Source organism: Streptomyces sp. CB01201, assembly GCF_002803085.1.
GTDB lineage: Bacteria > Actinomycetota > Actinomycetes > Streptomycetales > Streptomycetaceae > Streptomyces > Streptomyces hundungensis.
Window position 1 is genome coordinate 85,134 of sequence record NZ_NNBJ01000007.1, and the last position, 22,006, is coordinate 107,139.

Annotated in this window: 17 protein-coding genes and 1 pseudogene; 14 read left to right on the forward strand and 4 right to left on the reverse strand. The window is 71.3% G+C overall.

All coding sequences use genetic code 11. The features are described 5' to 3' along the window. Positions 1-23: 23 nt before the first annotated feature. The 5 genes from CG740_RS16390 (at position 24) to CG740_RS16410 (ending at position 6,876) form a co-directional block, all read left to right on the forward strand. On the forward strand, positions 24-788 hold the full coding sequence (locus CG740_RS16390) for an NUDIX hydrolase (RefSeq protein ID WP_100575881.1): 765 nt from the start codon (positions 24-26) through the stop codon (positions 786-788). 496 nt (positions 789-1,284) lie between these two features. Beyond that, positions 1,285-3,009 (forward strand): ATP-binding cassette domain-containing protein, encoded by a 1,725-nt coding sequence (locus CG740_RS16395; protein ID WP_100575882.1) that lies wholly within the window; start codon positions 1,285-1,287, stop codon positions 3,007-3,009. 160 nt (positions 3,010-3,169) lie between these two features. Beyond that, positions 3,170-4,054 (forward strand): FadR/GntR family transcriptional regulator, encoded by an 885-nt coding sequence (locus tag CG740_RS16400; protein ID WP_100575883.1) that lies wholly within the window; start codon positions 3,170-3,172, stop codon positions 4,052-4,054. A gap of 321 nt (positions 4,055-4,375) precedes the next feature. Further along, entirely contained in the window at positions 4,376-5,929 is a 1,554-nt protein-coding gene (locus tag CG740_RS16405; protein WP_100576073.1) for an RNA polymerase sigma factor, read from the forward strand. 134 nt (positions 5,930-6,063) lie between these two features. Then, positions 6,064-6,876: a S1 family peptidase gene (locus tag CG740_RS16410; RefSeq protein ID WP_100575884.1), complete on the forward strand. Its 813-nt coding sequence runs from the start codon at positions 6,064-6,066 to the stop codon at positions 6,874-6,876. 114 nt (positions 6,877-6,990) lie between these two features. Here the strand turns inward: CG740_RS16410 and CG740_RS16415 are convergent, their stop codons facing one another. Continuing rightward, complete coding sequence (locus CG740_RS16415) at positions 6,991-7,221, reverse strand: DUF7455 domain-containing protein (protein ID WP_100575885.1); 231 nt, start codon at positions 7,219-7,221, stop codon at positions 6,991-6,993. Between the two features lie 432 nt (positions 7,222-7,653). Between CG740_RS16415 and CG740_RS16420 the strand changes: the two genes are divergently transcribed. The 6 genes and pseudogenes from CG740_RS16420 (at position 7,654) to CG740_RS16445 (ending at position 14,845) form a co-directional block, all read left to right on the forward strand. After that, positions 7,654-9,771, forward strand: a complete 2,118-nt coding sequence (locus tag CG740_RS16420) for a DNA gyrase/topoisomerase IV subunit B (RefSeq protein WP_100575886.1) — start codon at positions 7,654-7,656, stop codon at positions 9,769-9,771. Between the two features lie 213 nt (positions 9,772-9,984). After that, positions 9,985-10,500, forward strand: coding sequence for a DUF1453 family protein (locus tag CG740_RS16425; protein WP_100575887.1), 516 nt, complete (start codon positions 9,985-9,987; stop codon positions 10,498-10,500). Continuing rightward, complete coding sequence (locus CG740_RS16430; protein ID WP_100575888.1) at positions 10,497-11,687, forward strand: sensor histidine kinase; 1,191 nt, start codon at positions 10,497-10,499, stop codon at positions 11,685-11,687. Before CG740_RS16425 ends, CG740_RS16430 begins: the two co-directional genes overlap by 4 nt. Next, entirely contained in the window at positions 11,684-12,397 is a 714-nt protein-coding gene (locus tag CG740_RS16435; RefSeq protein WP_100575889.1) for a response regulator transcription factor, read from the forward strand. The genes CG740_RS16430 and CG740_RS16435 overlap by 4 nt, the downstream gene beginning before the upstream one ends. A gap of 115 nt (positions 12,398-12,512) precedes the next feature. Then, positions 12,513-12,974: pseudogene (locus CG740_RS40935) on the forward strand (DUF485 domain-containing protein); the annotation flags it as partial. A 272-nt stretch (positions 12,975-13,246) separates the two neighbouring features. Next, positions 13,247-14,845 carry a solute symporter family protein gene (locus CG740_RS16445; RefSeq protein WP_234376292.1) on the forward strand — a complete coding sequence of 533 codons (1,599 nt, stop codon included), beginning with the start codon at positions 13,247-13,249 and terminating at the stop codon, positions 14,843-14,845. Positions 14,846-15,596: 751 nt separating this feature from the next. Here CG740_RS16445 and CG740_RS16450 read toward each other — a convergent pair. After that, positions 15,597-16,280 (reverse strand): response regulator, encoded by a 684-nt coding sequence (locus tag CG740_RS16450; protein WP_100575890.1) that lies wholly within the window; start codon positions 16,278-16,280, stop codon positions 15,597-15,599. Positions 16,281-16,443: 163 nt separating this feature from the next. On the opposite strand from CG740_RS16450, the gene CG740_RS16455 reads away from it, so the two are divergent. The 3 genes from CG740_RS16455 (at position 16,444) to CG740_RS16465 (ending at position 19,304) form a co-directional block, all read left to right on the forward strand. Continuing rightward, positions 16,444-17,259 (forward strand): ABC transporter ATP-binding protein, encoded by an 816-nt coding sequence (locus CG740_RS16455; RefSeq protein WP_100575891.1) that lies wholly within the window; start codon positions 16,444-16,446, stop codon positions 17,257-17,259. Then, positions 17,249-18,109, forward strand: coding sequence for an ABC transporter permease (locus CG740_RS16460; RefSeq protein ID WP_100576075.1), 861 nt, complete (start codon positions 17,249-17,251; stop codon positions 18,107-18,109). The genes CG740_RS16455 and CG740_RS16460 overlap by 11 nt, the downstream gene beginning before the upstream one ends. Positions 18,110-18,311: 202 nt before the next feature. After that, positions 18,312-19,304: an ABC transporter substrate-binding protein gene (locus CG740_RS16465; RefSeq protein WP_100576076.1), complete on the forward strand. Its 993-nt coding sequence runs from the start codon at positions 18,312-18,314 to the stop codon at positions 19,302-19,304. Between the two features lie 14 nt (positions 19,305-19,318). On the opposite strand, the gene CG740_RS16470 is transcribed toward CG740_RS16465, so the two are convergent. Further along, positions 19,319-20,017 carry a DUF7342 family protein gene (locus CG740_RS16470; protein ID WP_100575892.1) on the reverse strand — a complete coding sequence of 233 codons (699 nt, stop codon included), beginning with the start codon at positions 20,015-20,017 and terminating at the stop codon, positions 19,319-19,321. Continuing rightward, complete coding sequence (locus tag CG740_RS16475) at positions 20,014-21,801, reverse strand: sensor histidine kinase (protein WP_100575893.1); 1,788 nt, start codon at positions 21,799-21,801, stop codon at positions 20,014-20,016. The genes CG740_RS16470 and CG740_RS16475 overlap by 4 nt, the downstream gene beginning before the upstream one ends. Between the last annotated feature and the right edge of the window lie 205 nt (positions 21,802-22,006).

Consider the following 22,006-nt stretch of genomic DNA (forward strand, 5'->3'; position numbering starts at 1 on the left):
AAGCAGACGACTATGATCGCCGCATGTCGCCCTACGACCCGTCGGCCTACCCGCCCTTCGCCGTGACCGTCGACCTGGTCGTGCTGACCGTGCGCCGCCACGCGCTCTGCGCGCTCGTGGTGCGCCGCAGGGAGCAACCGTTCCAGGGGCGCTGGGCGCTGCCCGGCGGATTCGTCCGCGACGACGAGGACCTCTCCATGGCGGCGGCCAGGGAGCTGGGCGAGGAGACGGGTCTGTGCGCCTCGGATCCGTCGGCCCCCGCGCTCGACAACGGCGCCCACCTCGAACAGCTCGCCACCTACGGCGACCCCCGGCGCGACCCCCGGATGCGGGTGGTCAGCGTGGCCCACCTCGCGCTCGCCCCCGATCTGCCCGCACCGCGCGCCGGCGGCGACGCGCACAGCGCGCGCTGGGCTCCCGTCGAGGACCTGCTGGGCCAGGAGGGCGGCTTCGGCCGCGACGGCGAACAGCCCGCGCCGCTCGCCTTCGACCACGCCCGGATCCTGGCGGACGGGGTCGAACGCGCCCGGTCGAAGATCGAGTACTCCTCGCTGGCCACCGCGTTCTGCCCGGCCGAGTTCACGGTCGGTGAGCTGCGCCGGGTCTACGAGGCGGTGTGGGGTGTCGCGCTCGACCCGCGCAACTTCCACCGCAAGGTGACCGGCACCCCGGGGTTCCTGGTCCCGGCCGGCGGCACCACGACCCGCCAGGGCGGCCGCCCCGCCCAGCTGTTCCGGGCCGGCGGCGCCACGCTCCTCAACCCGCCGATGCTGCGCCCCGAGGTCTGAAGTCACGGCCTGACGGCGCGGCCTGCGCCGCCGTCCGACACGGCGGGGCCCCCGGGGCCGCGCGCCCGACGCCGTCGCCGTCGCCAAGGGATGCCTCGATGGCGACGCCCGCTGCCGTGGCCGCACGCGTCGCCTGCCCGCCGTGGCCGTCGGCGACGCTTGCCCGCCGTGGCCGTAAGCCCGCCCGCTCGCCCTGCCGTCTTGTGCGCGGCCCTCGTCCGGCCCGACGCCGAGGCCGCGGCCATCGGGTACGCCGTGGACGTTCCTCCGGGTTCGGCCGATCGCCGTCGTACGGAGGGTGGCTGCGCTGCCGCGGCCTTGTGTGCGGGCCCGCTCGGTGGCCCGCACTTGCCGCCGCGCGGCCCCTTGCGCGCCCAAAGGCCCGACATCCGGGGCCACATCGCCCCGCCCTTGCGCCAAAAGTCCGAAATGTCGCGTTATCTTGCTCCGGTACCCGCCGTGCCGCCGAGCGGTCTCAACTACCGCGAGAGAAGCGATGCTCCAGGCAATCGGACTCACCAGCGCCCCCCGTCGAGACCTACCGCCCGCCGTGGACGACCTCACGTTCGAGGCGCGCCCCGGGCAGCTCACCGCGCTGCTCGGAGCCCCGGGCTCGGGCCGCACGACGGCCCTGCGCCTGATGCTCGAACTCGAACCGGGCCGGGGCGTGACCTACTTCCGTGGCCGCCCCCTGCACCAACTCGCCCACCCCGCCCGCGAGGTGGGCACCTTGCTCGGTGATGTGCCCGGCCATCCCGTACGCACCACGCGGGGCCAGCTCAAGCTCATGTGCGCCGTGGCCGGGGTCCCGGTGTCGCGCGCCGAGGAGATGCTGGAGGTCGTCGGCCTCTCCGGCGTCGCCGACCAGCGCCTGGGCACGCTCTCGCTCGGCATGGACCGCCGCCTCGGTCTCGCGGCCGCCCTGCTCGGCGATCCCCACACCCTCGTACTCGACGAACCGGCCGAGGGGCTCTCACCCCGCGAGAACGCCTGGCTCTACGGCCTGTTGCGCGGCCACGCCGACCATGGCGGCACCGTCCTGTGCACCTTCGCCGACCCCAAGGAGGCGGCTCGGGTCGCCGACCGCGTGGTCACCCTCGACGGCGGCCGACTCGTCGCCGACCAGGACGCCACCGCGTTCGCCCGCACCCGGCTGCGGCCGCGCGTCGCGGTCGCCACCCCGCACGCCGCCCGCCTCGGCGCCCTGGTCAGCCGTGAGGCGCGCGCCGCCCAGCGCTCGGTCGAAGTGGTCGCCGAGGACGGCAGCCACCTGTCCGTCTACGGCAGCAGCTGCGCGGAGGTCGGGGAGACGGCCTTCCGCAACGGCGTACTGCTGCACCGGCTCGCCGACGAGGTCGGGGACGCCGGCCCGAGCGTCACCGTCCCACCCCAGGAACGCCCCGAGCGGCCCCCGAGTTCCCCCTCGCTGCCCATCGCCCCGCGCCCCGCCCGCACCCCCCTGCGCCCCCTGCGTTACGAGCTGCGCAGGTTGCTGGGCGTGCGCACAACGTTCCTTCTGGCGGCGGGCGTTCTGGCTTCGTCGGCGGTGCTCGTCGTCCTGCTCGCGCGGTCCGGGCAGACCGAGCCGCCCCGGCTCCTCGCCGCCTGGCCCGCCCTGCTGCCGCTGCCGCCCGCCGCGCTCGGCGCCGGCCTGTTCGGCGCCCTCGCCTTCGGGGACGAGTACCGCTACCCGGCGCTCGCCGCCGACCGGGGCACGGTCCCGCGCCGGCTCGGCCTGCTCGTCGCCAAGCTGGTGGTGACCGCCGCGACGGCCCTGCTGCTCGCGGCCCTCGCGGTCGGCGTCGACCACCAGGCCCTGCGCCTCGTGTACGGCGCCGGCGTGATGGGCCCGGCGCGCGATTGGCTCGGCCTGGGCGCGGGTTGGGCCGCCCTCACCGTCGGCTGCGCCTGGGCCGGGCTGCTGGCCGCCGGGATCTTCCGGGCCACCAGCGCGGGCCTCGCCGCCGTGCTTGCCGTGCCCGTCGTCGTCGTACCGCTCCTGCGGAGGGCCGTGGCCGGACACTCGGTGCGGTCCGTCGCCGGCCTTCCCGACCGGCTGCGCGACCTGGCCTGGGTGCGCTGGCCGCACGCGCTCGACCACTGGCTCCTCGCCGCTCTGCACCTGGTCGCCGAACCGGTCGGAGCCGCGCTCGCACTGTCGCTGGCCGTTCTGGTCTGCGCCTATCTCCTCACCGGCCTGCGGGCCAGGGCCCGTTGGTGAGCCGCGCACGGCCATCGAGCGAGGTTCTGTCCACAACTCCCTTGGGAATGCCCGCTTCTTTCCGATAAAGCGTCAATTGCGGGGGTGGCGGTGATCACCCTTTCGTGTGCTTTTCACCAAAGACCTCAAGGGCCACGGGAGTCCCGCCGACAAAGGGTGCATGAGCACCCTTGCGCACACCATGATGACCGCCCGCACCGCCGACGCCGGCCTCGCGGCCCCGGGCGAACTCGACCGCTACCCCTACGGAGAGGCGCGTCCCTCCGACCGGATCGGCGCCCCTTCCTGGGACGGCGGGGACACCGAACTGGGCCGGGTCGGCCGGCGCGCGGCGGGCAGCCGCGGCCGTGGCCTCCACGGTCAACTCGTCCAGCAGCTCGGCCAGATGATCGTCTCCGGCGACCTCGGCGCGGACCGTCCGCTCGTCCCCGAGGAGATCGGCCAGCGCTTCGAGGTCTCCCGCACGGTCGTCCGCGAATCCCTGCGCGTGCTTGAGGCCAAGGGTCTGGTCAGTGCCCGCCCCAACGTCGGCACCCGGGTCCGCCCGGTCGCCGACTGGAACCTGCTGGACCCCGACATCATCGAGTGGCGCGCCTTCGGCCCCCAGCGTGAGGACCAGCGCCGAGAGCTGGCCGAACTGCGCTGGACCATCGAGCCGCTCGCCGCCCGCCTCGCCGCGGGGCACGGACGCGAGGACGTCCAGCAGCGCCTCGGGGACATGGTGGAGATCATGGGCCACGCCCTGGCGCAGGGTGACTCGGTCACCTTCTCGCGGGCCGATGCCGAATTCCACTCGCTCCTCATCCAGCTCGCCGGCAACCGGATGCTGGAGCACCTCTCCGGCATCGTCTCGGCCGCCCTCCAGGTGTCCGGCTCCCCGATCACCGGCTGTGACCGCCCCTCGGACGGTTCCCTCGCGCACCACGGGCGGATCGTGGACGCCCTCGCCAACGGCGACCCCATGGCGGCCGAGGCGGCCATGCGTCAACTGCTCACCGTCCACCCCGAGGTGGAGCGAGTCGTTCCCGCCCCGCGCGAGCACTGAGCTGAGCCCCGCCGCACCAGGCGTGCCGCCGGATCCCCGTAGGGGTCCGGCGGGCTCGAATGCGGGGTATCTGTCCCTTGTGGGCCCTTGGTCGCCTTTGCGGTGTGACTCGGGCCACGAAGATTGCGCGTAACACTCCTCGGAACCATGCGATGACTTAAGAGGTAACAGCCGAGGAGGGAATGCAGCGGCCACGCGTGGCGCTGTACAGCTCCGAGGTTCAGCCCGCGCCCCCGGCACATCCCCAGCCGGTGGTCGTCGGCTCCGGCCTGATCCTGGGCGGGGCCGGAAGCCGTTTTCCATCGTTTCGAGAGGTTGTTCGTGTCGGCCAGCACATCCCGTACGCTCCCGCCGGAGATCGCCGAGTCCGAGTCTGTGATGGCGCTCATCGAGCGGGGAAAGGCTGATGGACAGATCGCCGGCGATGACGTGCGTCGGGCCTTCGAAGCCGACCAGATTCCGCCGACCCAGTGGAAGAATGTTCTGCGCAGCCTCAACCAGATCCTCGAGGAAGAGGGTGTGACGCTGATGGTCAGTGCCGCGGAATCACCGAAGCGCACCCGCAAGAGCGTCGCAGCGAAGAGCCCGGCGAAGCGCACCGCCACCAAGACGGTCGCGGCCAAGACGACCGTGACCACCACCAGGACCGTCGCCGCCTCCGCGGCCCCGGCCGAGAGCGTGGACGTGTCGGCCGACGAGGCCGACGACGCCCCCAAGAAGGCCGTCGCCAAGAAGGCGGCCGTGAAGAAGACCGCCGCGAAGAAGACGGTGGCCAAGAAGACCGCGGCGAAGAAGACCGCCGCCAAGAAGGGCGACGACGAGGAAGTCGTCGAGGGCGAGGAGCTGCTTGAGGACGCCGCGCCGGGCAAGGGTGACGACGAGGAGCCCGAGGGCGAGAGCAAGGGCTTCGTCCTGTCCGACGAGGACGAGGACGACGCTCCGGCCCAGCAGGTCGCCGTCGCCGGAGCCACCGCGGACCCGGTCAAGGACTACCTGAAGCAGATCGGCAAGGTCCCGCTCCTCAACGCCGAGCAGGAGGTCGAGCTCGCCAAGCGCATCGAGGCCGGTCTGTTCGCCGAGGACAAGCTGTCCAACGCGGACAAGCTCGCCCCGAAGCTCAAGCGCGAGCTGGAGATCATCGCCGAGGACGGCCGCCGCGCCAAGAACCACCTCCTGGAGGCCAACCTCCGTCTGGTGGTCTCGCTGGCCAAGCGCTACACCGGCCGCGGCATGCTCTTCCTGGACCTCATCCAGGAGGGCAACCTCGGTCTGATCCGCGCGGTCGAGAAGTTCGACTACACCAAGGGCTACAAGTTCTCCACGTACGCCACCTGGTGGATCCGTCAGGCGATCACCCGCGCCATGGCCGACCAGGCCCGCACCATCCGTATCCCGGTGCACATGGTCGAGGTCATCAACAAGCTCGCGCGCGTCCAGCGCCAGATGCTCCAGGACCTGGGCCGTGAGCCCACCCCGGAGGAGCTGGCCAAGGAACTCGACATGACCCCGGAGAAGGTCATCGAGGTCCAGAAGTACGGCCGCGAGCCGATCTCGCTGCACACCCCCCTGGGTGAGGACGGCGACAGCGAGTTCGGTGACCTCATCGAGGACTCCGAGGCGGTCGTGCCGGCCGACGCGGTCAGCTTCACGCTCCTCCAGGAGCAGCTGCACTCGGTGCTCGACACCCTGTCCGAGCGCGAGGCGGGCGTGGTCTCCATGCGCTTCGGCCTCACCGACGGCCAGCCGAAGACGCTGGACGAGATCGGCAAGGTCTACGGCGTGACCCGCGAGCGGATCCGCCAGATCGAGTCCAAGACCATGTCGAAGCTGCGCCACCCGTCGCGTTCGCAGGTGCTGCGCGACTACCTCGACTAGTCGCGGTCGTCCCGTACGCCATCGAGGGCCCGGTCTCTTTGCGGAGGCCGGGCCCTCGTGCGTTGCAGAGGTGCGGCGGGAGGCGCCCTGAATGACGCTGGGTCTGCTTGTGTCACCGAGAGTCAGGAGACCGTATGCCCCGCTGCATCGCCCGGGCCGTCTCAGGGGCCGCTGCCCTGGGGATCATCGCACTGGGGGCGCCGCTGCCCGCGGCCGCCGACGAGGTCGTCATCGGTGGGCAGCCCGTCAAGATCTCGGACAGCCCGTGGGTGGTGGCGCTGTCCAGCCGTGACCGGTTCGGAGGTACGCGAGCGGGCCAGTTCTGCGGGGGAGTGGTGGTGGGGCCCACCACCGTCCTCACCGCGGCCCACTGCCTGCGCAGCGACGTCCTGGGTGCGGACGTGTCGAAGGTACGGGACCTCGTCGTCATCGCCGATCGCACCGAGCTGCGCTCGACGGCGGGCGAGGAGATCCCGGTGAGCGCCACCTGGACCAACCCGGGCTACGACCCGGGGACCAACGCGGGCGACCTGGCGGTGGTGACCCTGTCCCGGCCGCTGCCCGCGGCCTCCGCGATCCCGGTGGCCGCGGCGGGCGACCCGGGCTACCAGCCCGGCACCCGCGCCACGGTCTACGGCTGGGGCGACACCTCGGGCGCCGGCAGCTATCCGACGGCGCTGCGGGCGGCGCCGGTGTCCGTCCTGCCGGACGCGGCCTGTACGCGCGCCTACCCGCCGAACTCGGACGGGACGTATCAGGCGTCCACCATGGTGTGCGCAGGCGATCCCAGGGGCGGCCACGACGCTTGCCAGGGCGACAGCGGCGGGCCGCTGGTGGCCCAGGGGCGGCTCATCGGCCTGGTGTCGTGGGGCAACGGCTGCGGCCAGGCCGACAGCCCCGGGGTCTACACGCGGGTCTCGGCCATCGCACGGCCCTCGGGCAGCTAGCGGCGCGGCCCTCCGGACGTCCGGACATGAGAACGGGCGGCCACTCCCCCTGCACGGGGAGTGGCCGCCCGTCGCCGGTCCTGGACCGGCCCTGGCTCGTCGTGATGCGAGGTCTCAGCGATCCTCGTCGCCTGTGGACTCGGGCACCGCCGTGAGGCGGTCCGTCTCGTCCTGTATGTCAGCGGCGATCTTCTTCAGTTCCGGCTCGAACTTACGTCCGTGATGAGCGCAGAAGAGCAGTTCGCCGCCGCTGGTCAGGACTACGCGAAGGTAGGCCTGTGCGCCGCAGCGGTCGCAACGGTCGGCGGCCGTCAGGGGGCTCGCGGGGGTCAGAACAGTAGTCACGTCGCCTCTTCTCTAGCTCGACGAGCTGTCGTACCAGGGTCAACATCCAACCAGGCCGAAAACGTTCCCGCTCGTGGCTTTTCCTCGAAAGTTCTTGGTCAAGGTGGCTGTCTGCTGCCGGTTGGCGGCGAATGAGCCGTATTGCGGAGCTTTACGGGTTTCGCGTTGCTTGTCTTGTTTGGCCCTCCCGGCGGTTGCCGGTTGTTCATGAGGACGTGCCCGGAGCCTAAATGGTTCATGCCCGAATGGGAACGTGATATCCGCATCACCCCAACGAGGGATCGAACATGTTTGCGACGCTGGACTAGCATGAGGATTCGCGAGGGTTGCGTGACAACGGCTCTACCAGGCCTCGGTACCCTCTGACCGGCGACCGACGCCGGCCCCTTACCCATCGGGGGCGCAATTGAAATTCAGCGAGGAGCGAACTGCGTGACCGCCGAGACGTCCGTTCCGTCCACTGCGCTGCTGAGCGGGGCAGACCGCGACGGCTCCAACTACACCGCTCGGCATCTGCTCGTGCTCGAAGGCCTCGAAGCGGTCCGCAAGCGGCCCGGCATGTACATCGGGTCCACCGACAGCCGCGGCCTGATGCACTGCCTCTGGGAAATCATCGACAACTCGGTCGATGAGGCCCTGGGTGGCCACTGCGACCACATCGAAGTGATCCTGCACGACGACGCCTCCGTCGAGGTGCGGGACAACGGCCGGGGCATCCCCGTCGACGTCGAGCCCAAGACCGGGCTCTCGGGCGTCGAGGTCGTCATGACCAAGCTGCACGCCGGCGGAAAGTTCGGCGGCGGCTCCTACGCGGCCTCCGGCGGCCTGCACGGCGTGGGCGCCTCCGTGGTGAACGCGCTCTCGGCCCGCCTGGACATCGAGGTGGACCGGGGCACCACCCACTCGATCAGCTTCCGGCGCGGCGTCCCCGGCATCTTCACCGAGCAGGGGCCCGACGCACCCTTCGACCCGGGCAACGGGCTGCTCAAGGGCAAGCGCGTGCCCAAGGGCCGCACCGGCACCCGCATCCGTTACTGGGCCGACCGCCAGATCTTCCTGAAGGACGCGAAGCTGTCGCTGGACACGCTGTACCAGCGGGCGCGGCAGACGGCGTTCCTGGTGCCGGGTCTGACCATCGTGGTGCGGGACGAGCGGGGTCTTGACGGCGAGGGCAAGACGGAGGAGACGTTCCGCTTCGACGGCGGGATCAGTGAGTTCTGCGAGTACCTGGCGCAGGACAAGGCCGTGAACGACGTGCTGCGGCTGTCCGGGTCGGGGACGTTCAAGGAGACGGTCCCGGTCCTGGACGACCGCGGGCACATGACGCCGACCGAGGTCACCCGCGAGCTGGGGGTGGACATCGCGCTGCGCTGGGGGACGGGCTACGACACGAACCTGAAGTCGTTCGTGAACATCATCGCCACGCCCAAGGGCGGCACCCACGTCTCCGGGTTCGAGCGGTCGGTGACCAAGACCGTGAACGAGGTCCTGCGGTCGGTGAAGATGCTGCGGGTCGCCGAGGACGACGTCGTCAAGGACGACGCGCTCGAAGGCCTCACCGCGGTGGTCACCGTGCGGCTCGCGGAGCCGCAGTTCGAGGGCCAGACCAAGGAGGTCCTCGGTACCTCGGCCGCCAACCGGATCGTCGCGAACGTGGTCGCCAAGGAACTGAAGGCGTTCTTGACGTCGACGAAGCGGGACGACAAGCAGCAGGCCCGGTCGGTGATGGAGAAGATCGTCGCGGCCGCGCGGACCCGGATCGCGGCGCGTCAGCACAAGGAGGCGCAGCGGCGCAAGACGGCGCTGGAGTCGTCGTCGCTGCCGGCGAAGCTGGCGGACTGCCGCAGTGACGACGTGGAGCGCAGCGAGCTGTTCATCGTCGAGGGGGACTCGGCGCTGGGCACGGCGAAGCTGGCGCGGAATTCGGAGTTCCAGGCGCTGCTGCCGATCCGGGGCAAGATCCTCAACGTTCAGAAGGCGTCGGTCTCCGACATGCTGAAGAACGCCGAGTGCGGAGCGATCATCCAGGTCATAGGGGCGGGCTCGGGCCGTACCTTCGACATCGACGCGGCCCGTTACGGCAAGATCGTCCTCCTGGTGGACGCCGATGTGGACGGGGCGCACATCCGGATCCTGCTGCTGACGCTGTTCCAGCGGTACATGCGGCCGATGGTGGAGGCGGGCCGGGTGTTCGCGGCGGTGCCGCCGCTGCACCGGATCGAGCTGGTCCAGCCGAAGAAGGGCCAGGACAAGTACGTGTACACGTACTCGGACAACGAGCTGCGCAGCACGCTGCTGGAGTTCCAGCGCAAGAACGTCCGCTACAAGGACACCATCCAGCGGTACAAGGGCCTGGGCGAGATGGACGCCGACCAGCTCGCCGAGACCACGATGGATCCCCGCTTCCGTACCCTGCGGCGGATCAACATCGGTGACCTGGAGGCCTCCGAGCAGGTCTTCGACCTCCTCATGGGCAACGAGGTCGCCCCCCGCAAGGAGTTCATCACCAGCTCCGCCGCCACCCTCGACCGCTCACGCATCGACGCCTGAGACCGGTCCGCCGGGCCTGACGAGCGCCGGTCCGCGGAACTCCCCGCGGACCGGCGCTCGTCGTCTCCACCCCAGGGTGGAGAGGAGATCTCCACCCGCGTTCCACCCCTGGCTCGATGTGTCTGACCAGCCGTTTCCGTAGCGTTTTAGACGTACCGCAGGAGCCGCTCCCGGCTTCTACCCGCTTCGTCTTCTCGTCCTCCGGAGGCTTCGATGTCCGCGCTCAACGTGCTGGTGGCAGTCGCGGTGGTGGCGCTGATCCTGGTCCGCCAGGTGAAGCCGCAGCAGCTGGGCGGCTCCGGCCGCAAGTGGTGGCTGGTGCCCGCGCTGCTGGCGTTCTTCGCCGTGAAGGACGGCGGGCTCATCGACCATCAGCACCAGGTGGGATCCGCGACCCTGCTCGGCGCCGAGCTCGTGACCGGTGTGCTCATGGGCATCGGCTGGGCCCTGACGTCGCGGATATGGACCGAGTCCGACGGCACGGTGTGGTCCCGCGGCACCAAGGCCACCGCCGGGATCTGGGTCCTCGGCATAGCCCTGCGCCTCGGGCTCGCCGGCCTCGGCGCCCTGGCCGGGATCCACATGGGCACCGGCGCCATCCTGCTGGCGCTCGCCGCCTCCCTGCTCGTCCGCGGCGGCATCCTGATGTGGCGGGCCCAGCCGGCCCTCGCGTCGTACGGTGTTGCTGCCGCAAGCCCCGCCCCGCAGGTGTGGAAGGACCGCGTGTGACCCTGGAGACCTGGCGCAGCTGGCCTTCGCGGGAAGCACTGTCCCGCGAAGGCCTCACGCGTGCCAGACGCAATCTCGCCCGGGCCATCCGGGCCGTGGTGTTCGGCGCCCTGCTCTGGTCCACGTTCACCAAGGAGCGAGCGCCGGGGGACTGGGCCTGGGTCGGCGGCATCGTGCTCGTGCTCGGCTGCGCCCTGCTGGCCCGTGCGTTCTTCCGCTTCACCTACGACCACCGGCTCTGGCCCTCACTGGCCACGCTGCTGCTGGTGATGGGCGCGGCCGCCGGGGCCAGGGCCGCGGGCTGGCCGGTGCTCGCCCTGGTCATGTTCTGCGGCTGTGCGGTGACCGCACTGGAGCGGCTGCCGCTGGGAGCCGCCGTGCCCTGCACCGCGGTGGCCCTGGCGGCGTACTCCCTGGTCAACAACGACAATTGGCTGACCACCGTGGTGACCGTGGCCGGGCTCGGGCTCGCCGGATATGTGCTGCGGCTCGATGCGGAGGCCCGCGGCAGCGCGCAGCGGCTCCTGGCTCAGGAGCGGGCCGCGCGGGCCGCCGAGGCCGAGTCCGCCGCGCTCGACGAGCGGGCCAGGATCGCCCGCGAGATCCATGACGTACTGGCCCACAGCCTCTCGGCCCAGCTGGTGCACCTGGAGGCGGCGCGGCTGCTGATCGAGCGCGAGCCGCCGGGGGAGTTCCGGGAGAAGATCCTGGAACGGGTGGTGGCCGCCCGGGGCATGGCGCGCGAGGGGCTCGCCGAGACGCGGCAGGCGTTGTCCGCGCTGCGCGGTGAGATGAGCCCGGTGGAGGACTTCCTGCACACGCTGATCGAGGGGGCGGGCGTCGGCACCGGGTTCGCTCCGGGCACCGGCGTCGAGGTGGCGGGCGAACGCAGGGCGCTGCCCGCGGAGGCGTCCCAGGCCGTGCGCCGGGTGGCGCAGGAGGCCCTGACCAATGTGCGCAAGCACGCGCCGGGTGCGGCCGTCGCCGTGCGGCTCCAATACCTGCCCGACGAAGTCGCCCTGGAAGTAAGAGACTCGGGCGGACGCAACCGGGCGGGGGAGCTCGCTGTCAGTGGCGGCGGTTACGGTCTTCTGGGGATGAGGGAGCGCGCCGAACTGCTCGGCGGCACCCTGGAGGCCGGGCCGGAGGAGGAGGGCTTCGTGGTGCGACTGAGGGTGCCCGCATGACCGGGAACGGGCCCGGGGTGCCCGGTGCGGAGGCGCGGGGGACGATCAAGGTGGTCGTGGCCGACGACCAGTCCGTGGTGCGCGAGGGCATCGTGATGCTGCTGGGGCTGCTCCCCGGCATCGAGGTCATCGGCTCGGCGCGGGACGGCGAGGAGGCGATCGCCCTCACCGGCCGACTGGCGCCGGACATCGTCCTGATGGACCTGCGCATGCCGCGCTGCGACGGCGTCGAGGCGACCCGTCGCATCCGCGCCGAGTACCCCGGCACGGAGGTGGTGATCCTCACGACGTACGCGGACGACGACTCGCTCTTCCCGGCCCTGAAAGCCGGCGCGCGTGGCTATCTGACCAAGGACGCCGGGGGCGACGAGATCGTCAAGTCGATACAGGACGTGCTGGCCGGGCAGGCGGGCCTCGCCCCCTCCGTTCAGCGCCGCCTCCTGGAAAGGGTGACGGCGCCGCCGCCCGCCCCCGTCGCACCGGCGGAGCTGCCCGACGGGCTCACCGCGCGCGAGGGCGAGGTGCTGGGGCTGGTCGCGGAAGGGATGTCCAACTCCGAGATCTCCCACGCCCTGCACATCTCGACGGCCACGGTGAAGACCCACATCAACAACATCTTCGGCAAGACGGGCATGCGCGACCGTGCCCAGGCCGTGCGCTACGCCTACCGGCACGGCCTCTCCCGGCCGCCGGGCCGTTCCCACTCCTGAGGCATCTTCATCACCTGATGGGGTGACGTGGGAGGCCTAGCGGGGTCTGAGCCCTCCGGCACCCCCCATCCTTGGCACGCGGCCGAACGCGGCTGTGGGCAAGGAGAGTTGTTCGGTGGAGAAGCAGGAGGGGCGTGATCCCGCGGCGGCGCGGATCGACGACCCCTGGTACGACGCCCTGGCCTCCGGCTGGGGCGAACTGGACGGCGAGCCGGCGCCCGCGGCCGTGCCCGCCCAACAGGGCGCCGACGCGGGTGAACGCCTCAGTCCGGCGGAGATCTATCTCGAAGTGCACCGCAGCGCGGCCTTCCAGGAGGTGCGACGCCGCTACCGCCGGTTCGTCGTCCCGGCGGGCGCCGCCTTCTTCGCCTGGTACCTCGCCTATGTGATCACCGCCGTGAGCGCTCCCGGCCTCATGGCCCGTCCGGTGGCCGGTGCGGTGAACGTGGCGATGGTCGCCGGACTGGCCCAGTTCCTGTCCACCTTCCTGCTGACCTGGGCATACGCCCGCCACGCACGGCTGCGTCGGGACCGGGCCGCATTGGAGCTGCGCTGGGTGGTGTTCGAGCAGAACCAGCAGAACCTGAACCAGCAGAACCTGAACCAGCAGCACCAGCACCAGCACCAGGAGAGCCTGCACCAGGAGGTTCAGAGCCAGCCGGTGCCGAGCCGGCAGGACCTGCCCCCGCAGGACCAGCCCCCGCAGGACCGGAACGGGCGCAGTGCCCCGCCCGCTCCCGGTGTCAACGGCAGCCTGCCCGGCCAGGGCGACCAGCACGGCCGACGGGCCGAACCGGGGCGTGGAGCCCGGCGGAACGACGGACAGGGAACGACCCGGGGAGCCCACACGTGATCGTCGGCGGGGACCATCAGACTCTGGCGCTGCTGCTGTTCAGCGCGTTCGTGGCGGCCACGCTCGCCATCACCACGTGGGTGAGCCGCAACCGGCGCGGCTCCGCCGAGGAGTTCTACACCGGCGGGCGACTCTTCTCTCCCCTGGAGAATGGTTTTGCCATCGCGGGCGACTACATGTCGGCCGCCTCCTTCCTCGGCATCTCCGGGCTGATCGCCCTGTTCGGCTACGACGGGATGCTGTATTCGGTCGGCTTCCTCGTCGCCTGGCTCGTGGTGCTGTTCCTGGTCGCCGAACTGGTCCGCAACTGCGGCAAGTTCACGCTCGCCGACGTGGTCGCGGCCCGGATGAGTGAGCGCCCGGTGCGGATCGCCGCGGGAACTTCTTCGGTCACCGTGTCCGTTCTCTATCTGGTGGCGCAGATGGTCGGCGCTGGCAGCCTGGTCGCCCTGCTGCTCGGCGGCACCAGCGACGCCGCGCGGAACTGGACGGTCATCGGGGTCGGGGCCCTGATGGTGGTCTATGTGTCGCTCGGCGGGATGCGGGCCACCACCTGGATCCAGATCGTGAAGGCCGTGCTGCTCATGGCCGGCACGATCACCCTCACCGTCCTGGTGCTGCTGCGCTTCCACGGCAACATCAACGCACTGCTCGACTCGGCGGCCGACCACAGCGGCCACGGAAAGGAGTTCCTCGCACCCGGCCTCAAGTACGGCGGGGACTGGACGGCGCGGTTCGACTTCATCAGCCTGGGCCTGGCCCTGGTCCTGGGCACGGCCGGGCTGCCGCACATCCTGTCGCGCTTCTACACCGTGCCGACCGCGCGGGCGGCACGCCGTTCGGTCGTCTGGTCCATCGGGCTCATCGGCGGCTTCTATCTGATGACGATCGTGCTCGGCTTCGGCGCGGCCGCGCTGGTCGGCACGGCCCAGGTCAAGGCGTCAAACCCGGCCGGGAACACGGCTGTTGCGCTGCTCGCCTACGACCTGGGCGGCGGTGCGGGATCCACCGGCGGGACGGTCCTCTTCGCCGTCGTCGCCGCCGTCGCCTTCGCGACCATCCTCGCCGTGGTCGCGGGCATCACCCTGGCGTCCTCGGCGTCCGTCGCCCACGACCTGTACGCCTCGCTCCGTCGGCGGCACGCGAAGCAGCGCAGCGAGGTGGCGGTGGCGCGGGTGGCGTCGGTGGGGATCGGGGTGGTGGCCATCGGGCTCGGCCTGCTGGCCCGGGACCTCAATGTGGCGTTCCTGGTGGGCCTGGCCTTCGCGGTGGCTGCCTCGGCGAACCTGCCGGTGCTGCTGTACTCGTTGTTCTGGCGGAACTTCACGACGCGGGGGGCCGTGTGGTCCGTGTACGGGGGGCTGGTTCCGGCGCTTGTTCTGGTCCTGGTCTCGCCGGTCGTCTCGGGCAGCCCCGAATCGCTGTTCCCCGGCGTGGACTTCCAGTTCTTCCCGCTGCAGAACCCGGGACTTGTCTCCATTCCTCTGGGCTTCCTTGCGGGGTGGCTCGGCACGGTTACGTCTCGTGAGGTGCCGGATGAGGTGCGGCATGCGGAGACGGAGGTGCGGGCCCTGACGGGGGCGGGGGCCGCCTAGGCCCCCTTGGGCTCCGCCCCTGGCCCCGGGGGTTTCGCCCGCCCGTGCAGCGGGTTGGATCAGCTGAGCCCTGGGGCTGCGCCCCAGACCCCCTTGAGGGGCTGCGCCCCTCGAACCCCCGCAGGGGGCTCCGCCCCCTGCACCCCGGTTCGGGGCTCCGCCCCGGACCCCGTATCGCGCCTGAACGGCGCTCGTCCTCAATCGCCGGACGGGCTGGGAATGCCTGCGCTGGCCAGCACCGAGGCATTCGGGGCCACCTACAGGGGCGCGGGGAACTGCGCGAGAAGCGACCACGGTCCGCAGACGGAAACGGGGTTGGGGGCGCGGGGAACTGCGCGACCAGCCACGCACGATCCGCACCCAAGACCGCACCGAGCAATCCGCACCAAGCAAGCACCAGGCAACCCGCACCAAGCACTTCCACACCCCCGGAGGGTCTCGGGAAGGGGCGGGGTGGGGAAACCAAACCCTGAAGCGGGCGCAGGAAGCCACGCAAAAAGCGGGCTCGGCCCCCACCCGCAAGGGGGATCGGCCCCGCGCCCAAGCCAAGGCCCGCAGGGGATTGGGCCGCACTAAAACCAAGGCCCCCGCAGCCGATCGGGCCGAGCGCAAGCCAAACCCCCCCAGCCGATCGGCCCCGCGCCCAAGCCAACCCCCCAGCCGGGTCACGCCGAGCCCAAGCCAAGGCCCGCAGGGATTTGGGCCGCGCCCAAGCCAAGCCCCCGGGCCGGTTGGAAGGTGGGGCAGGGGTTCATGCCGGCCAGGCGTAGCGGTGTTCGGGGCGGCCCGTTTCGCCGTAGCGCAGGGTCAGGGACAGGCGGCCCGACTGTTCCAGGAGGCGCAGATAGCGCTGGGCCGTCGAGCGGCTCAGGCCGGTGCGGTCGGCCACCTCGTGGGCGGACAGCGGGTGATCCGCGGAGTGCAGCACCTCGCGGATCAGCTCGGCCGTCGGCACCGAGTGCCGGCTGGGTAGCCCGGTGCGCAGGGCCGCGAAGATCCGGTCGACCTGATCCTGGTCCTGGGCCGCGCACGGACCGCCGCCCGAGCCGGTCGCCCGGTCCACCGTGCGGCGCAGCGTCGCATACGAGTCGAGCTTGGCCCGCAGCCCGGCGAAGGTGAAGGGCTTGACCAGGTAGTGCAGGGCGCCGTGGCGCATCGCGGCCTGGACGGTCGCCACATCGCTCGCCGACGTCACCATGATCACGTCGCTGCGATGGCCCCGCTCCCGCATCGTGCGGACCAGGCTGAGCCCCGTCTCGTCGGGCAGGAAGTGGTCGAGCAGGACGAGATCGACCCGATGGCGTTCCAGTGCGGCCAGCGCCTGGGCGGCGCTGTGCGCACGCGCCATCACGCGGAACCCGGGAACCTTCCCGACATACGCCGCGTTGATCTCGGCGACACGGAAGTCGTCGTCCACGACCAGGACGTCGATCAAGGCGCTCTCCTCACTTCCCCCGCAGGCGGGACGGCTGCTCCCCGGCGGGACCCCGCAGTTGTATCGCGCGCAAAACGAGCACAACAGGGGTCAGCGCACAGAAGTGTGTCCAGCGCACACAAGGCTGACGTCCGGGCGCGGGCCGCGCCTACGGTCCCGCTCCATGAACATTGACACCAGCCCCGCCATCGAGCTGCGGGGTGCCGGCAAGGCGTTCCGTACGCCGTCGGGGGCGCTGCACACCGCTGTACGGAACCTCGATCTGACCGTCGGACAGGGCGAGTTCGTGGCCGTCGTGGGCCCGACCGGCTGCGGGAAGTCCACCACGCTGACCCTGGTGAGCGGCCTTGAGGAGCCCACGGAGGGCGAGGTGCTCGTGGCCGGGGAGCCGGTCGAGGGCATCGGCGACAAGGTCGGTTTCGTCTTCCAGCAGGACGCCGTCTTCCCCTGGCGCACCGTGTTGTCCAACGTCATGGCGGGCCCGCGCTTTCGTGGCGTACCGAAGGCCGAGGCGAAGGAGGCGGCGCGTGCCTGGCTGTCACGGGTCGGCCTCTCGGCCTTCGAGGACCGCTATCCGCACCAGCTCTCCGGCGGTCAGCGCAAGCGCGTCGCCCTCGCCGCGACGTTCGTCAACGACCCCCGCATCCTGCTGATGGACGAGCCGTTCTCGGCGCTCGACGTGCAGACCAGGGCCCTCATGTCGGACGAGCTCCTGGACCTGTGGTCCGGCACCGGGGCGTCCGTCGTGTTCGTCACGCACGATCTGGAGGAGTCCATCGCGCTCGCCGACCGGGTCGTCGTGATGACGGCGGGGCCCGCCACCGTGAAGCGGATCTTCGACATCGACCTGCCGCGCCCGCGCAAGGTCGAATCGGTCCGCCTGGAGCCCCGGTTCATCGAGATCTACCGGGAGATATGGGAATCCCTCGGCGAAGAGGTCCGCATCACCCGGGAGCGGGGTGCCGCCGATGTCGCCTGACACCGTCGCCGCGCTCGGGGTGAAGCCCGGAACCCGTACGCAGGAGCGTGCCCGGGCCGCCCGCACCCGCAGACTCCTCGTGCAGGGCAGCCGGGTGCTGCTGCTCGTCCTGGTCGTCGCGCTCTGGGAGGTCCTGGCCCGCGCCGGGGTCATCGACCCGTTCAACTTCTCGATGCCGTCCGCGATTTGGGACCAGATCCGGGAGTGGGGCGCCCACGGCACGGCGCAGGGGCCCCTGTGGGAACAGATCTGGTACACGCTCTACGAGGCACTGCTCGGCTGGATCCTGGGCGTGACGGCGGGGGTCGTCCTCGGCATCACGCTGGGCCGCATCCGCTTCCTGGCCGATGTCCTCGGCCCGTACATCAAGGTGCTCAACGCGATTCCGCGGATCGTGCTCGCGCCCGTCTTCCTGATCTGGTTCGGGCTCGGGCCCGCTTCGAAGATCGCCTCCGCCGTCGTCCTCGTCTTCTTCCCGGTCTTCTTCAACGCGTTCCAGGGGGCGCGCGAGGTGGACCGGAACCTGGTGAACAACGCCCGCATCCTGGGCGCGAGCAACCGCCGGGTCACCCTCCAGGTGGTCGTCCCGTCGGCCACCTCCTGGATCTTCACCAGCCTCCACGTCAGCTTCGGCTTCGCGCTGATCGGCGCGATCGTCGGCGAGTACATCGGTGCGACCAGGGGCCTGGGGCTTCTGGTGGCGGCCTCCCAGGGGACGTTCAACGCGGCCGGGGTGTACGCGGCGATGGCCATCCTCGCGGTGGTCGCGCTCTGCACCGAGGGGCTGCTCACCTTCGCCGAACGGCGGCTGTTCCGCTGGCGTCCGGCCGAGCCGGGCGCCGAGCGCTGAGACCCGCCCATTTCCTTCTCCTTCTCCGTACGCCACCCACGATCACCGGGACGTGATGATCATGCCGAGCACCCCTGCCACCCCACCGCACGACGCCAACTCGCCTGCCGCGCAAGCCCGTTCGCGACGGACCGGCGCCGTGCACCGGCTGCGCGACGCGCCGTCGGCCCTCGTGACCGGCGGGCTCTGTGTCGCCCTCCTGATGACGCTCTCCGGATGCGGCGGCCACTCCGCGTCGGACGCCAAGAGCGCGTCCGGCGCGGCCACGGTCAAGGTGATGGTCGGCGGCCTCGACAAGGTCATCTACCTGCCCGCGATGCTGACCCAGCGGCTCGGCTACTTCAAGGCCGAGGGCCTCGACGTGGAACTGCTCACCGAACCGGCCGGCGTGCAGGCCGAGACCGCGCTGATCTCGGGCGACGTCCAGGGCGCCGTCGGCTTCTACGACCACACCCTCGATCTTCAGGTCAAGGGCAAGAAGGTGGAGTCGGTGGTGCAGTTCTCGCACGCCCCCGGCGAAGTGGAGGTCGTCTCCAACCGGGCCGCGGGCAGCATCGCCTCGCCCAAGGACTTCAAGGGCAAGAAGCTCGGTGTCACCGGGCTCGGTTCCTCGACGGACTTCCTCACCAAATACCTCGCCGTGCGGGACGGGGTGAAGACGAGCGAGTTCACTCCGGTCGCGGTGGGGGCGGGGCAGACGTTCATCGCCGCGCTGAAGCAGGGCTCCATCGAGGGCGGCATGACGACCGACCCGACGGTCGCCACCCTGGTGGACCAGAAGCTGGGCAAGGTCCTGATCGACATGCGGACCCCCGAGGGCTCGCAGGAGGCCCTCGGCGGCCCGTATCCGTCCTCCAGTCTGTACATGAACGCCGACTGGGTCGACAGCCACAAGCAGACGGTCCAGAAGCTGGTCAACGCCCTGGTGAAGACGCTGCGTTGGATGTCCGCGCACAGTCCTGAGGAGATCGCGGCGAAGATGCCCGCCGACTACGCGCAGGGCGGCAAGGCCCTCTACGCCCAGTCGATCAGGAGCACCCTGCCGATGTTCACGAAGGACGGCGTCATGCCCGAGAACGGCCCGGAGACGGTCGAGAAGGTACTCAAGGCGTTCAACCCCAACCTCAAGTCCGCCAAGGTCGATCTGTCCCGGACCTTTACGACGGAATTCGTGAAGAAGGTCCCGCAAGGCTGAGCCTCGCCCCCGGCTCACCTCTGGAGCGACGCCGCCCACGCGTAGCGGTGTTCCGGCCGGCCCGTCTCGCCGTAGCGCAGGCCCAGGCGGACGCGGCCGGCCCGCTCCAGGAGTTTCAGGTAGCGCTGGGCGGTCTGCCGGCTCACCCCGGCGCGCTCGGCGATCTCCTGTGCCGAGAGCGGTCCTTCGGCCTCCTTCAGGACGCGGCGCAACAGGTCGGCCGTGGTGGGGGAGTGGCCCTTGGGGAGATCGGGTTCGGCGGGCACGGACAGGGCGCCGAAGATCCGGTCCACCTCGGCCTGTTCGGCCTCGCCGCCGCCGTCCAGGGTGCGGCGCAGCACGGCGTACGCCTCCAACTTCGCGCGCAGGCCGGCGAAGTTGAAGGGTTTCACCAGGTACTGGAGGGCGCCCTGGCGCATCGCCGCCTGCACGGTGGCGATGTCCCGGGCCGCCGTCACCATGATCACGTCGGTCTGGTGGCCGAGACCGCGCAGCTTCCGTACGAAGGCCAGGCCGTTCTCGTCGGGCAGATAGTGGTCGAGGAGGACCAGGTCCACCGGGCGCTCGGTGATCCGGGCGAGCGCCTCCGCGGCCGAATGCGCCTGGGCGACCACCCTGAATCCGGGAACCTTCCTGGTGTAGGCGGCATTGATGTCGGCGACCCTGGGGTCGTCGTCCACCACCAGTACGTCGATCGAGGCCTGCCCGGTCATCGGCTCTCCTCGGCGAGCGTGCCCCGGCCTCGGTCCCGGCCCTGGCCCGGCTCGGGCACCTCGCCCGGTGCGTCGCCCGGCAGGCCGCCGGGCCCATCACCCGCCGCGGCGCCCGGACCGGCGCACGGCACCTCGCCCGACGCCTCGCCCGACGCCTCTCCCAGTGCCTCGCTCAGCGCGTCCGGCAGCACCACGGTGAACTCCGCGCCGCCCTCGGGGCTCGTCCCGACCCGGGCGCTGCCGCCCATCCGCTCGGCGAAGCGGCCGACCAGGGCGAGGCCCAGGCCGCGCTTGCCGTGCGCGGGCGGCTCCTTCGTCGTCCATCCTTCGGTGAAGACCAGCTCGCGCAGGGCCGCGGGAATGCCGGGGCCGTTGTCGCGGACGCGCAGGACGACCGTGCGTCCGCGGGCGTGCAGCTCGACCTCTACCGCGGCGCCGGGCGTTCCGGCCGTCGCGTCGAGCGCGTTGTCGACGAGGTTTCCGGTGACCGTGACCAGGCCGCGCGGATCGACGAGCCGGTCGGGCAGACCGGTGGCCGGGGACAGGCTCAGCGCCACCCCGCGCTCGGCCGCGACGGTCGCCTTGCCGACCAGGACCGCGGCGAGCAGCGGGTCCCTGACCTTCTCGGTGACCTGCTCGGCCGTCGCCCGGTGCACCCCGACGACCTCGGTGATGAACTCGACGGCCTCCTCGTACAGCTCCAGTTCGAGCAGCCCGAGCAGGGTGTGCAGCCGGTTGGCGTGCTCGTGGTCCTGGGCGCGCAGCGCGTCGATCAGGCCGCGCGTCGAGTCCAACTCCCGTCCCAGGCGCTCCAGTTCGGTGCGGTCGCGCAGGGTGGCGACGGCGCCCCCGTCCTCGGTCGGCATCCGGTTGGCGACGAGCACGCGGTGGCCGCGCACGGTCAGCAGGTCGGTGCCCTCGGCCCGGCCCGCCAGCACATCGGTCGTGCGGCCCGCTCCGAGCACCTCGTCCAGGGCCCGGCCCCGGGCCTCGGGACCGACGCCGAGCAGGCGCATCGCCTCGTCGTTGAGCAGCCTGACCCGGCCGGCGCGGTCGAGCGCCACCACGCCCTCGCGGATGGAGTGCAGCATCGCCTCGCGCTCCGCGAGCAGCCCCGAGATATCGGAGAACGCCAGGTCGCGGGTCTGCCTGTGGACGCGCCGCGCGATCAGATACGCGGCGAGTGCGCCCACCGCGAGCGCGCCGCCCGCGTACGCGAGCAGGCCCGGGATGGCATGCAGGAGCCTGGCCCGCACGCTGTCGTACTCGATGCCCACCGAGACGGCGCCCACGATCGTGCCGTCGGCCCGGCGCAGCGGGACCTTGCCGCGGGCCGAGCGGCCCAGGGTGCCGTTGTCGATCTCCCTGACGTCGTGCCCGGCCAGTACGTCGTCCGGGTCGGTGGAGACGACCCGGCCCAGTTCGGCGAGGTCGGGGTGCGACCAGCGGACCCCGTGGGTGTCCATGACGACCACGTACTCGGCACCGGTCGCCTGCCGGATCCGCTCCGCCTCCCGCTGCACCGGCCCCTCGGGGGACGGCCGTGAGGTGAGCAGGTCCTCGGTGATCCGGGGCTGGGCGGCGGTGGCCGCCGCGATGGCGAAGGCGCGCTGCATGGCCTGGTCGTCGAGCTGGGCGCTGAGCGGGGCGAGGAACAGCCCGGTCGCGAGGACGGCGACCCCGGCGGCGACGGCCAGCTGCATCAGCAGCACCTGCGAGAACACCCGCCGGGGCCAGCCGAGGCGCAGCCGGCGCACGGCGGTCCTGGGCGGTGGGGCGGTCATGGACAGGCACGTTAGACGGCCCCGCTCGCATCCCGAAATCCCCGGCGGCCCACCGGTTCCGGCCGACGAAAATCGCTTGCGTTGTTTGCGGATATCTTGCGGGCGCCTGTCGTGACGGCGAGAAAACCGCAGCATGCGCGATGACAGGGAGGAAAGCGATCGTTCCGGTTCCCCGGACGGCCGGGGGCCGGGATATTCCGGGGTG